Origin of the sequence: Micromonospora sp. ANENR4 (assembly GCF_015354395.1) — a bacterium.
Taxonomy (GTDB): domain Bacteria; phylum Actinomycetota; class Actinomycetes; order Mycobacteriales; family Micromonosporaceae; genus Micromonospora; species Micromonospora aurantiaca.
This window is the reverse complement of record NZ_JADKYQ010000003.1, coordinates 174,597-190,097: the sequence shown is the minus strand read 5'-3', so window position 1 is coordinate 190,097 and position 15,501 is coordinate 174,597. Positions and strand designations below refer to the sequence as shown.

Annotated in this window: 14 protein-coding genes; 3 read left to right on the top strand and 11 right to left on the bottom strand. The window is 69.6% G+C overall.

What is annotated here, in order from left to right; genetic code table 11:
• Positions 1–11: 11 nt before the first annotated feature.
• Both IRY44_RS06765 and IRY44_RS06760 read right to left on the bottom strand, forming a co-directional pair.
• The gene (locus IRY44_RS06765) at positions 12–2,666 is read right to left on the bottom strand and encodes a DUF4132 domain-containing protein (protein ID WP_228531617.1); all 2,655 of its coding nucleotides are present in this window, start codon (positions 2,664–2,666) and stop codon (positions 12–14) included.
• Entirely contained in the window at positions 2,667–2,975 is a 309-nt protein-coding gene (locus IRY44_RS06760; protein ID WP_194799597.1) for a hypothetical protein, read from the bottom strand.
• Positions 2,976–3,089: 114 nt separating this feature from the next.
• On the opposite strand from IRY44_RS06760, the gene IRY44_RS06755 reads away from it, so the two are divergent.
• Both IRY44_RS06755 and IRY44_RS06750 read left to right on the top strand, forming a co-directional pair.
• Positions 3,090–4,583 carry a sigma-70 family RNA polymerase sigma factor gene (locus tag IRY44_RS06755; RefSeq protein ID WP_194799596.1) on the top strand — a complete coding sequence of 498 codons (1,494 nt, stop codon included), beginning with the start codon at positions 3,090–3,092 and terminating at the stop codon, positions 4,581–4,583.
• Between the two features lie 21 nt (positions 4,584–4,604).
• Positions 4,605–5,585 (top strand): DUF2804 domain-containing protein, encoded by a 981-nt coding sequence (locus tag IRY44_RS06750; RefSeq protein WP_194799595.1) that lies wholly within the window; start codon positions 4,605–4,607, stop codon positions 5,583–5,585.
• Here IRY44_RS06750 and IRY44_RS06745 read toward each other — a convergent pair.
• The 9 genes from IRY44_RS06745 to IRY44_RS06705 form a co-directional block, all read right to left on the bottom strand.
• Positions 5,570–7,327: a glycoside hydrolase family 2 protein gene (locus IRY44_RS06745; protein WP_194799594.1), complete on the bottom strand. Its 1,758-nt coding sequence runs from the start codon at positions 7,325–7,327 to the stop codon at positions 5,570–5,572. The genes IRY44_RS06750 and IRY44_RS06745 overlap by 16 nt on opposite strands.
• Entirely contained in the window at positions 7,324–8,652 is a 1,329-nt protein-coding gene (locus tag IRY44_RS06740) for an MFS transporter (RefSeq protein ID WP_194799593.1), read from the bottom strand. The genes IRY44_RS06745 and IRY44_RS06740 overlap by 4 nt, the downstream gene beginning before the upstream one ends.
• Before the next feature lie 139 nt (positions 8,653–8,791).
• Complete coding sequence (locus IRY44_RS06735; protein ID WP_194799592.1) at positions 8,792–9,454, bottom strand: pentapeptide repeat-containing protein; 663 nt, start codon at positions 9,452–9,454, stop codon at positions 8,792–8,794.
• A gap of 53 nt (positions 9,455–9,507) precedes the next feature.
• Entirely contained in the window at positions 9,508–9,690 is a 183-nt protein-coding gene (amcA, locus tag IRY44_RS06730) for a multiple cyclophane-containing RiPP AmcA (protein WP_194799591.1), read from the bottom strand.
• Entirely contained in the window at positions 9,687–10,823 is a 1,137-nt protein-coding gene (amcB, locus tag IRY44_RS06725; RefSeq protein WP_194799590.1) for a cyclophane-forming radical SAM peptide maturase AmcB, read from the bottom strand. Before amcB ends, amcA (IRY44_RS06730) begins: the two co-directional genes overlap by 4 nt.
• Positions 10,820–11,167: a hypothetical protein gene (locus IRY44_RS06720; protein ID WP_194799589.1), complete on the bottom strand. Its 348-nt coding sequence runs from the start codon at positions 11,165–11,167 to the stop codon at positions 10,820–10,822. The genes amcB and IRY44_RS06720 overlap by 4 nt, the downstream gene beginning before the upstream one ends.
• On the bottom strand, positions 11,164–11,328 hold the full coding sequence (amcA, locus tag IRY44_RS06715) for a multiple cyclophane-containing RiPP AmcA (protein WP_194799588.1): 165 nt from the start codon (positions 11,326–11,328) through the stop codon (positions 11,164–11,166). The genes IRY44_RS06720 and amcA (IRY44_RS06715) overlap by 4 nt, the downstream gene beginning before the upstream one ends.
• A gap of 442 nt (positions 11,329–11,770) precedes the next feature.
• On the bottom strand, positions 11,771–12,655 hold the full coding sequence (locus IRY44_RS06710; RefSeq protein WP_194799587.1) for a phosphotransferase: 885 nt from the start codon (positions 12,653–12,655) through the stop codon (positions 11,771–11,773).
• Positions 12,656–12,662: 7 nt separating this feature from the next.
• A complete protein-coding gene (locus IRY44_RS06705) occupies positions 12,663–14,021 on the bottom strand; it encodes a hypothetical protein (RefSeq protein WP_370584886.1) in 1,359 nt (452 codons plus the stop codon).
• 443 nt (positions 14,022–14,464) lie between these two features.
• Between IRY44_RS06705 and IRY44_RS06700 the strand changes: the two genes are divergently transcribed.
• On the top strand, positions 14,465–15,349 hold the full coding sequence (locus IRY44_RS06700; RefSeq protein ID WP_194799585.1) for a hypothetical protein: 885 nt from the start codon (positions 14,465–14,467) through the stop codon (positions 15,347–15,349).
• Positions 15,350–15,501: the final 152 nt, after the last annotated feature.

Here is a 15,501-nt window from a genome sequence, read left to right as displayed (position 1 = left end):
CGCCGGCGGCCTCACAGCTGGTGCAGGATCACCGGATCCTTGATCCTCTTGTCGGCGGCAAGCAGCAACGCCTTGCTGATGATCTCGGTGAGCCGGCTGTCGCCTTCGAAGGGCAGGTACATCTCCGGCTCCTTCGCCTTCGCCGAGTCCGGGATGATGCACAGGTACCGCTCGTCCGGGGCGATCAGGATGTTCCCCGAGCCGCAGTGGATCCGATACGTGTGCAGGTCGCCGCGTACCTCCAGGAACCTGTCGGTGAGCGTGCAGCGGCCGGCGATCGCCAGCCGGGGGATCAGGTCCGCCAGCACCTCCCGGCGTGTGCGGCCGGTCGGGGTCAGCTCGCCGAAGCTGCTCCCCGCCCAGTAGTCGCGGTACCGGCCCTCCGGCCCGCCGTCGTACCAGTTCGGGTCGGCGCCCACCCCGGCCGCGGCCACGAACAGGTCGACGTCGCGCATCACCTCGCTCAGCACGACCGGCGGCACCTCCGCCAGCGGAACCGGCAGGCGCTCTCCCCGGATGAAGAACAGCTGGTCGGTCCCCATCGTGTCGAACACGAGGTCGTCGCCCCGGTCCTCGATCCCGGCGACACCCAGCTCGGCGCGCAGCCCCCAGTCCGGGAGGGCCAGCCAGGGCAGGTCGTACGAGGCCCCATCGTTGCGGTGCTGGACGTACGACCAGCCGCGCCGGGACAGCAGCGCGTTGAGCCGGTGCTGACGCACGATGTGCGCGGCGAACCGGTTGGAGTACATGCCCGTGGCCCGCTCCGCGTCGGTGAGCAGGTACTGCTCCCGGTGCGCCTGCTTGAACGGCTGGGTGATCCCGTGCCGGCTGAGGAAGTCTCGCCACGACCCCACCGCGTCGGGGTCGAGCACCGGATGCCACAGCCGGACCGTCGCCTCGTCGGCCGGCTCGACCACGGTGTCGTCCATTGTTCGCAGCGCCTCACCGGCCCAGCAGCAGGCGACGCCATCGACGGTCCAGACCAGACGCCGGGCCAGCGTACGGGCCAGCGGATGGTCCAGGAACCGTTCGCGCCACTGCTCGACGGTCCACGAACGGTCGCGCCGCAGGAGCCCTTCCAGCCGGTCGCGGGTGGCGACGAGCGTCGCGGCGACGTCGACGACAGTCGCCTTCAGCTCCTTCACCTCCTCGCCGTGCTCCTTGCGCACCTGGGCCGGAGGCGTCTTGACCACCTTGCCGTCGGCGTTGCGCCACACCACTACGGCGTCGACACCGCGCACCTCCAGCTCGTACGAGCAGTCGCCCAGCTTGTCCGCGAGCGGCAGCCCGAAGCCGGGCAGGGCCATCTCCTCGACGTCCTCCCGGCTGACGCCGCGCGCCTCGGCGTGCCGGGTCAGCCCCTTCTCCACCAGGCGCAGGGTGCTCTTGTAGGTCAGCCGCGAGGACAGCCGCGCCAGTTGGGCGAGCGCGGCCGGGTGATCGGTGTCGACGAGCGCCGCGACCGCGACGTTCGCCAGTTTCGGGCTCGCCGGGCCGTGGCCGGAGATCTTGCGGGCGGCCCGTTCCGCGATCTGGCCGAGGCTGCGCAGGCTCTCCTCCGACGGCGGGCACATCGTCCGCATCCAGATCAGGCCCCACAGCAGCCCGACGTTGTAGCGGTCGATCATCCGTGATGGCATGTCCTTGATGTGGCCGGGGCAGCATGTGGTCATGCGCAGCGGCAGGCTGCGCGCCTGCCCGACGAGCGGGAGCCAGTCGTCGAGCCGGGCGGTGAAATCGTCGACGCCCACCGCGTCGAGCAGCGACCGAGCCTGCTTGCGCCAACCGGCCGTCGGCTTCGCCTTGTCCACCTCGACCGGACAGTGCGCCAGCAGCGCCTCCCACGCGGACCGGCGATCCGCCGGCATCGCCTCGATGTCCGCGACGGCGCGGTCGGCCCACTGCTCACCGACGTTGGGGATCGGCCACATCCGATCGGCCTCGTCGCTCGTGTCGCTGGAGGAACGCTCGATCCGGGTCCGCCGCCAGGTCGCCAACGCCGCCGGATCCACCCGCCCGGCCGAGGCCTCCGCCTGGATGGCCTCCCAGGTGAACCGCTTGAGGTGCCAACTCCAGTAATTGAATCCCAGCCATGCTTGAGTGCCGAGCCGGCCGAGCCAGGCCGAGCCGTCGAGCCCGCCGCCGGAGCGCGCGGCAGTGATCAGCTTGCTCGCCCCGTCCTTGTTGAGCCCCGGCACCGCCAGCGCGTCGAACACCACCTGCCGTACCGGTGCCGGTTGCGCGGCCAGCAGTTCCGCCGTCCGGCGCCACGCCTCGCCCCGGGCCCGGTCCCACGGCTCCTCGTGCTGGTACGGCAGGTGCGGCAGGCTGTCGATCAGGGTGGAAGCGGCGGCGACACGCCTGTCGTGATCCGCGTCGTCGCCGGTCAGGTCGGCCACGGCGGCGGCAACCGACTCGACCTTCCGGGTGGCCTCCGGCAGCAGCTCGACCAACGGCGCAGCGAGATCGTAGGGCCCGTGCGGATCTTTGAGCGCGGCGAGCAGCGCCGGGACCGTCCCCGCCGGTGCCCAGCCGCACACCGTCACCACCCGGTCGACGAATTCCTGCTTGGCGGTCTCGTTGAGGTTCTGGGCGCTCGGGCCCCACCACTTCTTGGCGGTGGCGGCCACATCGCGCAGGGCCGACTCGGGGTCGTACGTCTTCATTCAGCCACCCACCAGCGGGACGAGCTTGAGGAAGGTGACGCGGGATCCCGCGTGCAGGCGGACCTTCTCGTCCAGGGCGGTTACCTGGCGGTCGTCGACGAGCACCACGAAGGCGTTACGGCCGAACGCCTCCAGCGTCGTCCGGGTGCGCTCCTCCGGATCGGCGTCCACGCCGGACTCGGCGATCTCCAGGAAGACGCGTCGCCGGATCAGCTCGTCGAGGCGTACCTCTTCCTCGAAGACCTCGATGGTCCATGCGGGTCCGCTCGGCGCTCCGACGACCTCGTCGGTGACTGTGATCAATGGCATGGCGGAGAAGATAGCGCTCTCCTCCGACAGGGCACGCATTTTGTGTGACCTGACCGCGTACCGGACAGTCTCCACCGTGTACGAGATCGTTTGCGCGAAGACGAGGTGGTGAGGGTGTCCTATCCCGCGTACCCGAGCAGGGCCGGCATGTCGGCGGTGGTGGACGCGGCGCGCCGCGGCGACCGGGCGGCGATGGACGAGCTGGTCTCGCACTGTCTGCCGCTGGTCTACAACATCGTGGGCCGGGCACTGAACCGGTCGGCAGACGTCGACGACGTGGTGCAGAACACGATGCTGAACGTCGTACGCGGCCTGGCGGGCGTGCGCGAGCCGCAGCTCTTCCGCTCGTGGCTGGTGGCCGTCACGATGAACGAGATCCGCACCCACACGCAGCGCCGGGCCGCCACACCGGCGCCGCCGGAGGACATCGACACCGTGATCGACCCGCGCTCGGACTTCGAGGACCTGACGCTTACCCAGCTCCGCCTCTCCGACCAGCGCCGGGAGGTCGTCCTGGCCACCCGCTGGCTGGATGACGACCACCGTCACCTGCTGTCCCTCTGGTGGCTGGTCGAGGCCGGTCACCTCAGCCGCGCCGACCTGGTCGACGCCCTGAACCTGGCGCCGCACCACGTGACCGTCCGGGTGTCCCGGATGAAGGCTCAGCTGGACACCGCCCGGCTGGTGGTGCGGGCGCTCACCGCCCGGCCCGGTTGCGCCGCCCTGGCCGACGCGGCCGCCCGCTGGGACCGTCAGCCGGCGCCGGTGTGGCGCAAGCGGTTCGCCCGGCACATCCGGGACTGCCCGCACTGCCCGGACGCGACGAACGACCTGGTCCCCGCCGAGCGGCTGCTGGCCGGTCTGGCGCTCACGCCGCCCCCGGCCGCACTCGCCTCGGACGTCACCCACACGATGCACACCGTCGCCGGGTCGCAGGCCGCCTCGCCGGGCCTCCACGCCGTGACCGCCGGAGCCCGGCCGGGGCTCTCGTTGTCCAAGGTCCTGGTCGGCGTCGTCGCCGCCGTCGCGGTGGCCGGAGGCGGCGCGCTCGTCCTCGCCAACTACCCGAGCGAGCCGAAACCGCAGCAGGCGAGGGCGGCAGCCGCGCAGCCCTCGGCCGCGACCGCCGCACCGGCGCTCACACCCTCGCCGGCCGCGGTGGAGCCGTCCCCGACCGCTGCCCGCCCGATCCCCACCCCCAGCAGGTCGGCGAAGCCCAGCAAGTCGCCCAGGCCGACCCCGTCGTCGTCGCCCTCCAGGTCCGCCGCCACGTCCACCGGCCTGTCCGCCCCGGAACGGCGGCTGCTGGTGCTGCTCAACGAGCGGCGTCGCGCGCTCGGGCTGAACGAGGTCAAACTCGGCGCGGCGCAGCACCGGGAGGCGGAGTCCTGCGTACGTAAGAACCTCAACGCGAGCGGCCTGCAGCACTGCGGGCACGAGGTGTTGTTCGCCTCGTCGGGCAACTCCTCGCCGGAGCAGATGATCGAGGCCTGGTTCAACAGCCCCGGGCACAAGACGGCGCTGACGTACGCCAGTTCCCGCTTCGCCGGCCCGGCGATCGTCTTCAACGGCAGCCGCCAGGTCGCCGCCATCAACATCGACTACTGAGGCGGTCGCTACGCTCCCCCGATGACGCACGAGAAGGAGATCGTCGAGCCGGTCGACCTGTGCCTGCCGGACGGGCGGCTCAACTCCGCCGCGGTCGGCTGGACCCGCCGGCCGCTGCACCGGGCGAACCTGCGCGGCTGGGGAAGGGCCAAGCGCTGGGAGTACTGGGGGATCGTGACGCCCACCCACATCGTCGGTCTCGTCGCGTCGTCGCTGGACTACGCCGGGGTGCACGGTGTCTACGTGCTCGACCGCGCCACGAAGGTCGAGACCGGCAAGGACGTCGTGGTCCCGTTCGCCCGTGGCGCCGTGCTGCCGCCGGTCAGCGGAGCGGGCACCGTGAGCGCCCGTGGGAGCGGCCTGTCGATCGACATCGACCAGACAGGCGAGGGCAGCACGATCCGTGCCACCGCGCCGGGCATCGAGATCGACCTCGTGGTGCCGCTCCCGCCCGGCCACGAGTCGCTCGGCGTCGTGGTCCCGTGGAGCCCGCGCCGGTTCCAGTACACGGTCAAGGACGTCGGGCGGCCGGTGCGCGGCTCGCTACGGGTCGACGGCACGACGCACGCCGTGGACGAGCGGGACTCGTTCGCCGTGCTCGACCACGGCCGGGGCAAGTGGCCGTACGCGATCACCTGGAACTGGGCGGCGGGCAGTGGATCGGACGTGTCGATCCAGCTCGGCGGCAAGTGGACCGACGGCACCGGCTCGACCGAGAACGCGCTGTTTCTCGGCGGCCGGCTGCACAAGCTCGGCGCCGAACTGCAGTGGAGCTACGACCGCCACGACTGGCTGCGGCCGTGGCGGATCAGCGGTGATCGGGTCGCTGTGGAGTTCCACCCGTTCCACGAGAAGATCTCGCGCACCAACCTCGGCGTCGTGGCGAGCGAGACCCACCAGTGCTTCGGGCACTTCTCCGGCTGGGTCCAGGCGGACGACGGCGAACGGGTGGCGGTGGACGGCCTGGCCGGCTGGGCGGAGGAAGCTCAGAACCGCTGGTGACGCAGCCGCTCGTTGACCTGCCGGACCACCTCCTCGGGAAGCTTGACCACGCGCCGGTCGTACGTGAGCAAGCCGTTCAGCTCGTCCTCCACGTCGGACAGCTGGGTGTAGACGGTCGCGCTCAGACCGGTCCGGATCGCGGGCACGATCTGCTCGTGGTGCAGCCGCGTGAACGCCTCCGCCAGTTCCTCGGCGCTCCGGCACCGCCGATAGCCGAAATCCTTGCGGCTGAAGGCGTGCCCGTCGACGCGCAGGTTGTAGCCGCCGTACTCCGACAGCACCAGCACCCGCCGGTCGCCGCGTCGCCGCGGCACCCGGAAGCGGCGGAAATAGACGTGCAGGCTGCGCAGGTCACCGCCGCCCTGGTCGTGCCAGCCGCTGGCGTGGTCGACAGTACGGGTGCTGTCGAGTTCGGCGACGTCGCGGGCGATCCGGGCCGCGTCGAACTGCCCCCAGCCCTCGTTGAAGGGCACCCACACGGCGAGGCTCACCACGTTGCGCAGATGCTCGACGGTGTCGCGCAGCTCGGCCCGGAACCGGGCCCGTCCGCCGGCGTCGGCACGGCCGAACCAGCGCCGCCACCGGCCCCGGTCGGGCAGCCGCAGCGGCGTCACCGCCGGCGCGGTGACGACCAGCGGGTGGTAACTGCTGCCGCCGTTTACCATGTCCTGCCAGACCAGCATCCCCAGCCGGTCGCAGTGGTGGTACCAGCGCAGCGGCTCGATCTTGATGTGCTTGCGCAGCATGGTGAACCCGAGCCGCTTCATGGTGGCGATGTCGGCGATCATCGCCTCGTCGGAGGGCGCCGTGTACATGCCGTCCGACCAGTAGCCCTGATCGAGGATCCCGGCGTGGAAGTACGGCCGGCCGTTGAGCAGCAGCCGGGGCACGCCGTCGGGGTCCGGTCCGACACCGAACGAGCGCATGCCGAAATAGCTGCGTACCCGGTCCGCGCCCAACTCGGCGGTCACGTCGTAGAGGAACGGATCCTCGGGGCTCCACTGCCGTACCTCGGGGATCGGGATGCGCACCGCTACGCCGACGGGCGCGGTGGCCTCGGCCACCGCGACCCCGTCGGCCAGGATCCGGATGCCGGCGTCGCCGGCATCCGCCGTCGCGTGCGCCGTCACCTCGACGCACCGCTCGTCGAGGAGCGGGGTCAGGGTGAGGCTCCGCAGGTGTACGGCGGGCACGCTCTCGGCCCACACCGTCTGCCAGATCCCGGACTGGGCGGTGTACCAGATGCCGCCGCGGCGCAGCCGCTGCTTGCCCCGGGAGTGGTGGCCGGTGTCGCTGTCGTCCTGGACCGCCACGACCAGGACGTTGGCGTCCTCGCGGAGCGCGTCGGTGATGTCGCAGGTGAACGGCAGATACCCGCCGGTGTGGCCGCCGACCGGAACATCGTTCAGGTAGACCCGGCAGGTCTGGTCGACCGCGCCGAAGTGCAGCAACAGGCGCGAACCGGCAGCGTGAAAGCCCGCCGGGAGGGTCAGCGGACGGCGGTACCAGAGCGTCTCGCCCGGTTGGAGCTGCCGCCCGACGCCGGAGAGCGCGGACTCCGGAGAGAACGGCACGAGGATCCGGCCGTCGTAGCGTTCCGGCTCGGTGGACGAACCGGTGATCGCGTACTTCCACCGGCCGTTGAGGTTGAGATGACTGTCCCGGGCGAACTGCGGGCGGGGATACTCGGGCAGGACACGCTCCGCGTCGAGCGTGGCACCCCACGTCGTCAGCAGCGTCATGCCCGAGCCTCCTGCTCCCGCCGCCGCAGCGCCACGGCCGGCACCGAAATGAGGACCAGCACTGCGAGCGCCATGAGGAAGATGCCCGGCGTCGGAACCTGCTTCACCACGCCGAGATCCTCGTAGACCTCGCCGGCGCCGGTGATCACGGCGGCGCCGAGGTACGGACCGACGAGCATCGGGACGAGGATGGCGAAGACCATCCGCAGCCCCTGGACATGGCCGGCCCGGTCCGGCGGTGAGTAGTCGCGCACGATGGCACCGATCGGGGCGAGCACGAGCATGAAGCCCGACATCATCACGATCCCGGCGGCGATCACGGGCACCATGCCGCGGGCGAAGAACATCAGCGCCAGCCCGGTGCCATAGACCACTACTGCCGGCAGCAGGAAGCGCACCTTGCCGACGCGGTCGATGAGCCGCCCGCCGACCACGCTCACCGCCGACGCCGTGACGAGGACGACGGCCAGGACTATCGCGTACCCCTCGATCCGCAGATACCGCTGCAGGTAGATGATCAGATACGGCAGGAACACCTGGGTGGAGATCCCCCAGATCGACCAGGCCGCCAGGGCGAGGTAGAGCCCCGGGTTGGCCCGGACGGCGGCCGGGCGCAGACCGTGGACGACGGCGCGCAGGTAGCCGCCCTCGTGCCGGACGAGTGACGGGCTGTCCTCGACCAGGAACCAGGCCAGCAAACCGGCCACGGCCATGAGCGCGCCGATGACCACGAAGAACAGTTGCCAGTTCCCGGTGCGGGCCAGCCCGTCGAACCCGCCGAAGATGACCAGCATCGAGACCAGCGGCATGACGGCGAGCACCGACTCGACCCGGCCGCGGTTCGCCGGCTCGGTCACGTCGGTGACCCACGCCTGGAACGCCGCGTCGTTCGCCCCCGAGCCGAGGAAGGACATCAGACAGTCCAGCGTGATGACCGCGATCGCCGTGACCAGCACGACGTTCGCCACGGGCGCGATGTCCTCCACGAACCCCACTGTCAGGAAACCGAAGGCGGCAGTGGAGACGCCCCACAGCAGGTAGCCGCCGGCGATGAACGACCGGCGCCGGCCGGTCCGGTCGGAGAGGGCACCGAGCAGCAGGGTGGCGACCGTGGCGGTGACGGCGCTGGCGGCGACCATCGTGGCGATCGCGTTGGGATCGTCGGTGATCGTGTCGTACACGAACAGATTCAGGTAGATGTTCTCGATGGTCCAGGCCATCTGCCCGACGAGCCCGAGCACGATCAGCGCGGTCCAGGTGCGGGGGCGCAGGCCGGTTGGACCGGCCGACGTGGCCGGGGTGAGCACGCTCCGGGTGGCGGACACGACGGCCTCCTTCGACGGGTCAGAATATGATCTATTCCGCCCGGCCGTCGATGGGTCCGGGGTCTGCCCAGGCTGCCGCCGGCGAGCGGCCACGACGAAAAGGCCCTGGTACGGAGTAGCCGGACCCTGGCTTTCGTCATCAGTCTTTGCGGACGGCGAGGTTGAAGGCGGCGATGGTCAGCTGGGTGAGGTCAGGAAGTTGGTCCTCGCCGAGCGTGACACCGCGCAGGTTGTCCAGCGGCGCCTTGAGGCCGTGGAGCCGGCTGCCCCGCAGGTCGGCCCCGTCGAGGAGGCAGGAATCCAGTTCCAGACCGGCAAGATCACATGACCGCAGCGCGATCCGCGGTAGTCGGCAGGAAGACCACGCGCCGTTGGTGAGAGCGCAGTCGGTGAACGCGACCGAGCCGGCGGCGGTGACGCGCTGAAGTGTGGCGTAGTCGAAGCGGCAGCCGTCGAACAGAACATCCTTGAGGCGTACGTCGGTGAGTCTGGTGCCGGTGAACCGGGAGCCGGTGATCGCGCAGCGTTCGATGGTGATGCCGGTCAGGGTCGCGCCGGAGAAGTCGGTGCGGGTGATCTCGCAGCCGTAGAGGCTGCCGGCTTCCCAGGTGCTCTCGCTCAGGTCTACGCCGGTGATCAGACTGCTGCGTATACTGGCGTCCTCAAGGTGCGAGCCGCGCCACGCCGCGCCATTGACGAGGGCCTCGGTGAGGCCGTCGGCGAGGTCTGTGGTGGTGTCGAGGTCGTCCGGTTCGAGGTCTGGCAACAGGACCTTCACGTCGCCGATCGTGGTGGTGCGCATGTGTCCTCAACCTGTGTGGGTGCGGGGTGGGCACGCCACCCCGCGTGGGGCGGCTACTTCTTCTTGTTCCAGTTGTCCCAGCCGGGTCGACTGTCGAACTTTCCGCGGTTGTCCCAGGTGGGGCGGTTGTCGAACCTCGCCGCGTCGATCGACGCTACCGACCGCTGCGGGTCGACGCCGAGGCGGGCGAGTTGCTCGGGTGCGGCGTTGACGAGGGTCGCGAGTGCGTTGGTCATGGTGCTCCTCCTTGAGGGGTGAGGTGGTCCGCGGCGGCTCGGACGAGGGCCTGTCGGGCGGTCCGGCAGTAGGTCGTCTCACGGGCGGTGAACGTCGCGTGCTCGAAGTAGCGGTTGCCGGCCTGGGCGCCGCGGCAGAAGTCGTAGAAGTCGCAGTGGTCGGCGCAGTCGTTGAGGGCCGTGACGAACTCGGCGACGTAGTCCAGGTCGCCGGCGCGGGCGAGCATGGCGGTGATGGGCTGATGGAGAACGTTGCCGGCGATGAAGTCGCCGTATCGCGGCTCGGTGATGCCGAGCAGCTCCGGTGACAGCAGCACTACCTGCCCATCCCAAGAGACGGTCGGGATCGGCTCGTACGGGGCGTGGTCGACGTGTCCGGCGCGGGTGGCGGCGAGATAGTCGGCCAGCCGGTCCACATCGCGGATCCGCAGCGGGCTGCCGCCGACGCGACGTGCGATGAGGTGCTGCCAGAACCGGTACGCGGCATCCTCCGAGACCGGTGCCCGGTCGGCGCCCTCCTGCTCTTCGATGTTGAAGCCCACGGACTCGCAGCCGGGCAGGCCGGCGAATAGGTCGACGAGGGCTTCCGCGTGGTCGATGGTTTCCGGGGTGACCACACAGATCACCGAGTACCTCAGCCCCGTGTCGGCCAGCATGTGCATGCCGCGCAGGGTGCGAGCGTCCGTCGGGTTGCCGGCCCGGTCGAGGCGGTTCCGGTTCAACGCGCCCGGTCCGTCGATGCTGACCCCGACCTCGAACCCGTAGGCGGTGAACAGCTCGCACCACTGCCGGTTGATCAGCGTCGCGTTCGTCTGGATCTCGTGACGCACCATGCCCGCGCGCCGCAGCTCCTCGAACGGGGCCAGCAGCTCCCGGAACAGCCCGATGGGTGTGGCGGTGGGTTCGCCCCCGTGCCACACGACACTCACGGGATGACCGCTGTTCTGCAGGGCGATCGATTCGGCGCAGGCCTGCGCGACCGCGCCGCTCATCATGCGCCGGGATTTCCGGTCGGGCAGGTAGCAGTAGGTGCAGTCGAGGTTGCAGTAGCTCGTCGGCTGCACGACCAGGGTGTGGAAGCTGCCGGAGACCGCCGGTTGGCCAGTGGCGTTGATGAGGCCGAGGCCGTTCACGAGGTGGCCTCCTCGTCGATGCTGGCCGTGGTGGTGCTGACCCGATAGGCGGAAGCGTGGCGGGCCGGCCAGCCGAGGAACCGGTCGAACATGTCGGCGGCGCTGCCCGTGACGCTCGGGTTGAGCCGGTGCAGGTCGTCGATCGCGTCGTGCAGGCAGCCGGCCAGGTAGAGGAACAGGCTCACCGGCACTTCTCGGTACTCGGCCAGGAGCGCGAGCTTCGCTGCGCCGCAGGGCCACGGCTGCCCGCATCGGCGGCACAGCCACAGCGGGCGCGTCGGCAGATGTTCCACCTCGGCGGGTACGAGCCGGTTCACTGCGGGACGGCGCTGCTGCCCGGTCACCGGCGACCGCCCTCGCGGGCCTGCTGCTCGAACAGCCGACGCCACACGAAGGTGAGCAGCGGCGGATCAACGGGCCACACCTGCCCCGCCGAGGCCGTCCCCCTAGGCTCGGGGCGCCGAGACTGGCCGGTCATGGCGTTACGCGAGACGTAGACCGTCATGCCGTCACCCCCACCAGCAGCGATGAGCGGCGGGCCCGCCGGGGGAAGGGCGAGCCCGCCGCCGCACCACGGCGGCTGGGAGCAGACCGCCGATCACCCACCCGCGCAGCCCTCATGGCGGTACGCGAACGGGGATTCATCCGTACGGTCGACGGAGTGTCCGGCGCGAGCACTTGCCGGTGCGTCGGGTCGCATTCCGACCTGTCGCCGATCGACACGTCCATCTAGGGCTCCCTGGCGTGACATTGCCGCTGACCCGCCGACGCCATGGGATCCGGATCGTCCTGGACCGTTCCGCCGACGTGTTCCTGACGTCCACGATCGCGGGCGGCACGGGCCCGAGACAGACCCAGCGTGGTGGGCCACGGTGGGCCTCACTGTGGTCGGCCCCGACCGATGCGAGGAAGACAGGCGGTACTACGCCGTCCTTACGAGATTCATTTCAGAGGATGTGCCAGCGGCGGAGTTCCGGCCCGCCGTGGACAAGTCCTGCAATCCGGTGGTGCACCTCGTCGGCGGCCTCGGTCCCGGGGCGGGACTTTCGGGCGTTGGTAGCGATCATCTGCAGCTCGCGAAGCTGGCACAGCTCCTCGAACCCCGGCCAGCAGGTGGCATCCCAGCCGTAGGCGGCGGTGAAGCCGGCGAAGGCATCGGAGCCGGGCGGATCGAACCGGCGGCAGTGGACAGCGACCGTGGCGATGTCCCACTCGCGGGGCCCAAGGGCGGCGCCGTCCCAGTCGGCGAGTACGGGCGTGCCGTCGAAACGCCGGAGCGCGTTGCGAATCTGCGGATCTGACTGGATCAGGCTCGTGCCACGGGGAAACCGCATCGCCTCCCAGCCGGCGGCCAGCGTCTCGAGCCGGCCCAGCAGCAGATCCTGTTCCTTGCCGTTCAGGATCTCCGAACGGGTCACGGATAGCTCGATGCCATGGATCGGCCGCAGCACGGGCAATGGCAGCTGCGGAACAGGCAGGGAATGCAGATCCCGGAGAAGGCTTCCGAGCTCGGAGACGGTGATGGGATGGTCGTGTGCGGGGTCCAGACGCTGCCAGACAGTGACGGCGTGCCCGCCCACCTCCAACGGCTGGGACAGGCTCGGGTGAAGGCCGACCGTGGGGAAATCTCGGTCCACCAGCCAGTCGACCACGGCCACCATCGCGCGCACCCGGTCCAGGTGCTGGTCGCCAGGGGCGATCTTGATGACGACGTCCCCGACGGCGTAGACGGCGTTGGTGTGGTGCCGCAGCAGAGCCGCGTTCGAGTCGGCGTAGCCGAGGAGACGACATACCTCGGCGAGCACCGGTCGGGTGCGCGCCTCGACGAACATGGGGCTCCTAGGGACCGAGTGCGGCTGTGGCCCCCAGCCTACGGGCGCGCTCGCGGCAGGCCCGTATGTAGTCCGTCAAGGTGGCGACCTCACCCCGCTGGCTCTCTTCGGGGATCGCCGTGGCTACGTCGGTCGCGCGGGTCAGAATGATCTCCGTCCGCTGCGCCTCGGGCAGGTCCACGACGGCGTCACGCGCGGTCGCCGCCGCCTCGGTCGCCCGCCGGTCCCGCGCGAGGCACATGGACCGGTCCAGGGCGATGAGCGCCACGTCGATCGGTACGGCCGGAGCCGTGCCATAGAGCCGCAATGCCTCGTCCTGAACCCGGTACGCCTTCACCGTGTCACCGAGCCAGGTGTACGCGCCTGAGAGGTAGAGCAGCAGCCGCTTCGCCGGGAACCTGAACGCCACGTCGGTGTCCTCGTCGCCGGCCTGATCGAACAGCCGGCGTGCCTGATCGACGGCCGATCGCGCCTGCTCGGTGGCACCGATTCTGGCCAGGGCACGAGCTCGGCCCGCAGCCGCCAGGGCACCCGACGACGACGCGACCGACGTGGCCGCCAGAGCCGCATCAGCCAGAGCGACGGTCTGGGCGGGATCCCCGAAGTAGTACGGCAGCATCGCCGCCTGGGCGCGCACGAGCACCCGGAACCGAGCCTCCCCGCTGTCGTCCGCCGCGTGGATCGCTGTGCCGTACCACCGTCGAGCCTCGGCGACATCCCCGAGCCTCATCAACGCGTCAGCGCACATCGTCGCCAACAGAGCCGCCACCGCCGTTAGCCGGGCCTGGACCGCCGCCGGCTGGCGCCGAAGCGATAGCACCTGCACCTCTCGGCAGTCGGCCGCCAGCAGTGACAGCATCGTCTGCGACGAAGCTGAGGGATAGACCCGCAGGTGCTCGCCGGCGCTTTGCTCGATCAGCTCAAGCTGCCGAGGGGCGACACTCGACGCCGCCAGAGCCTCGTCCAGTCCCAGACGGAGTCTGACCAGGCCTCCGACCTCGCTGCTCCTCATTCGGGCAGGCGATCGACCCGCTCCACCGGCCACGGTCTCGATGCTGGAGTCAACCGGCATGGCGCTGTCCTCGTCGCGGCCGAGCCCCATGGCCGGACGCGGAATGTGCAGACCCACGGCGATCCGTTCCAGCACCTCGTACGCCGTGACCTGCCGGACGCCCTTGGCGATCTCAGTAGCGCGGTGGGGCGAGAGGCCAACGAGAGCCGCGATCCTGCCGTAGGACACGCCTCTGGCGTGAAGAAAGCGGAAGACCGCAGTGATGTCGCGTTGTCGCAGGAACTCACTGATCGGTCGGCCGTTCCACAGCCCCGAACTCCACCACTCGGGATCCACCTGCGCGGCCACGATCACCTCCGATCGGACGACGACCACCTGACAGCACAGCGCATCCGCGCCATCACATCAAGTCAATGGCGTCGAGTCGACAGCCCAACCAGAGTCGACGCTCGGGGTGGCATCCGAAAGACCCACGATGAGCTCCCAGGGTGTCCCCTCATGGAATCAGCGCAGGCTCCGGAGCACCACAACCTGTCCAGCCCGAGCCTTGGCCATCGGCCTGCGCAAGCGAAGCAAGTGAATGCAAATGAGGGAAGAGTGGTCTATCAATAATCCGTCATAGCCCAGCCGAAGGAGCGGATCTATAGGCTCCCAACAGGCAGAACGCCCGCAGAAGGTTGAGGCTGAAAGTCGAGCTGCCCCGACCCGTTCGCACATACATTGGCAACCATCGTTGCATTAACGTAGGGTCACCGGCTAGTCACGTTGAGCACAACGGACCGGGCGGTGACTCGCGGATGATGACTAACACCCACAGGGCTAACTGCGCAAACGCTCAAAGGCCAGGCTGCAAGTGTTCAGGCTGCGGGGGCTCGCAACACGGCTGGCAAGGATGGACGAGCCTAGCCGCCGACCAGCCAGAGAAGCGCGACGACCGGCGGCGCGAACTCAAGGAAGAGGCAGAAGCGGACCAACGATCCGGACGTCGGGGTTTTAACGCCCACAACCGCCAGGTCTACTTTGACCTTGCACGTCTGGACATCGCCGACTACCTGTGGGCCGCCGACAACCGAACCAAGATCAACGGTCGGTTGCCCCGCGATGTTGAACCATCATCGACGTCATCAGACCTTGGCCGGATAGACGCCGTCGCCGGAGAGGTCATGGAGAGCACGTGGCCCGAGATCTCAGCCGGCATAGACAGCCTCGTCCGGAACAAGGCTGACGCCAGGGAGGTCAAGAGGCTCCTGGCCGATCACACGTGGTGCAGCCTGCTGGTGGGCCTGATCCAGTTGATCGAGAGGATCAACAAGGCCGTCGACCTGCTCACGGATACCGCCAAGCAGTTCATCACCGGCGTGCTGTCGCAGCGGTTCGATTCGGGACTGCCCCGGCTGGTGACCGACGCTGTCATCCGCCTTGTCGTGGACAAGGTGTGGTCAGCCCTGGCGAGGCTACTGGAAGCTCACTTTCCCCTTATGGGTACAGACACCCTGCGCGCCCTCCGAATGCTGGCCATGTTCACCTGCCCCTCTGTCGAACACCACCCAGAGGTCTACAAGCACGCCGTCAGGCCGCTGATGGGCGACGCGCACGGGATCATCACGGACGAGATCAAGACGCAGGTAATAACCCTCTTCACCGCGTGGTGGCGGCGGCGCGCCCCGGAAGCTCTCGCCTAACGCCCGGACACGTCTGGCCCATCAACCCCGGGAAAGAACCAGCGGTGCGCGCCGCACGCACACGAGACCCGCGTTCAGTCCCACCCATGCCAGACCGGTCCAACAGCTCCCGAGCACCCTCCGAGCGACCACCCATCACCCGCGTAAGCGAA

Bases quoted from the DNA above. Each gene is read 5' to 3' on its own strand.
- IRY44_RS06735 (WP_194799592.1), bottom strand. From the start codon at position 9,454: ATGCGCACCACCACGATCGGCGACGTGAAGGTCCTGTTGCCAGACCTC.
- amcA (WP_194799588.1), bottom strand. From the start codon at position 11,328: ATGACGGTCTACGTCTCGCGTAACGCCATGACCGGCCAGTCTCGGCGC.
- IRY44_RS06745 (WP_194799594.1), bottom strand. From the start codon at position 7,327: ATGACGCTGCTGACGACGTGGGGTGCCACGCTCGACGCGGAGCGTGTC.
- IRY44_RS06700 (WP_194799585.1), top strand. From the start codon at position 14,465: ATGATGACTAACACCCACAGGGCTAACTGCGCAAACGCTCAAAGGCCA.
- IRY44_RS06760 (WP_194799597.1), bottom strand. From the start codon at position 2,975: ATGCCATTGATCACAGTCACCGACGAGGTCGTCGGAGCGCCGAGCGGA.
- IRY44_RS06750 (WP_194799595.1), top strand. From the start codon at position 4,605: ATGACGCACGAGAAGGAGATCGTCGAGCCGGTCGACCTGTGCCTGCCG.
- IRY44_RS06710 (WP_194799587.1), bottom strand. From the start codon at position 12,655: ATGTTCGTCGAGGCGCGCACCCGACCGGTGCTCGCCGAGGTATGTCGT.
- amcA (WP_194799591.1), bottom strand. From the start codon at position 9,690: ATGACCAACGCACTCGCGACCCTCGTCAACGCCGCACCCGAGCAACTC.
- IRY44_RS06765 (WP_228531617.1), bottom strand. From the start codon at position 2,666: ATGAAGACGTACGACCCCGAGTCGGCCCTGCGCGATGTGGCCGCCACC.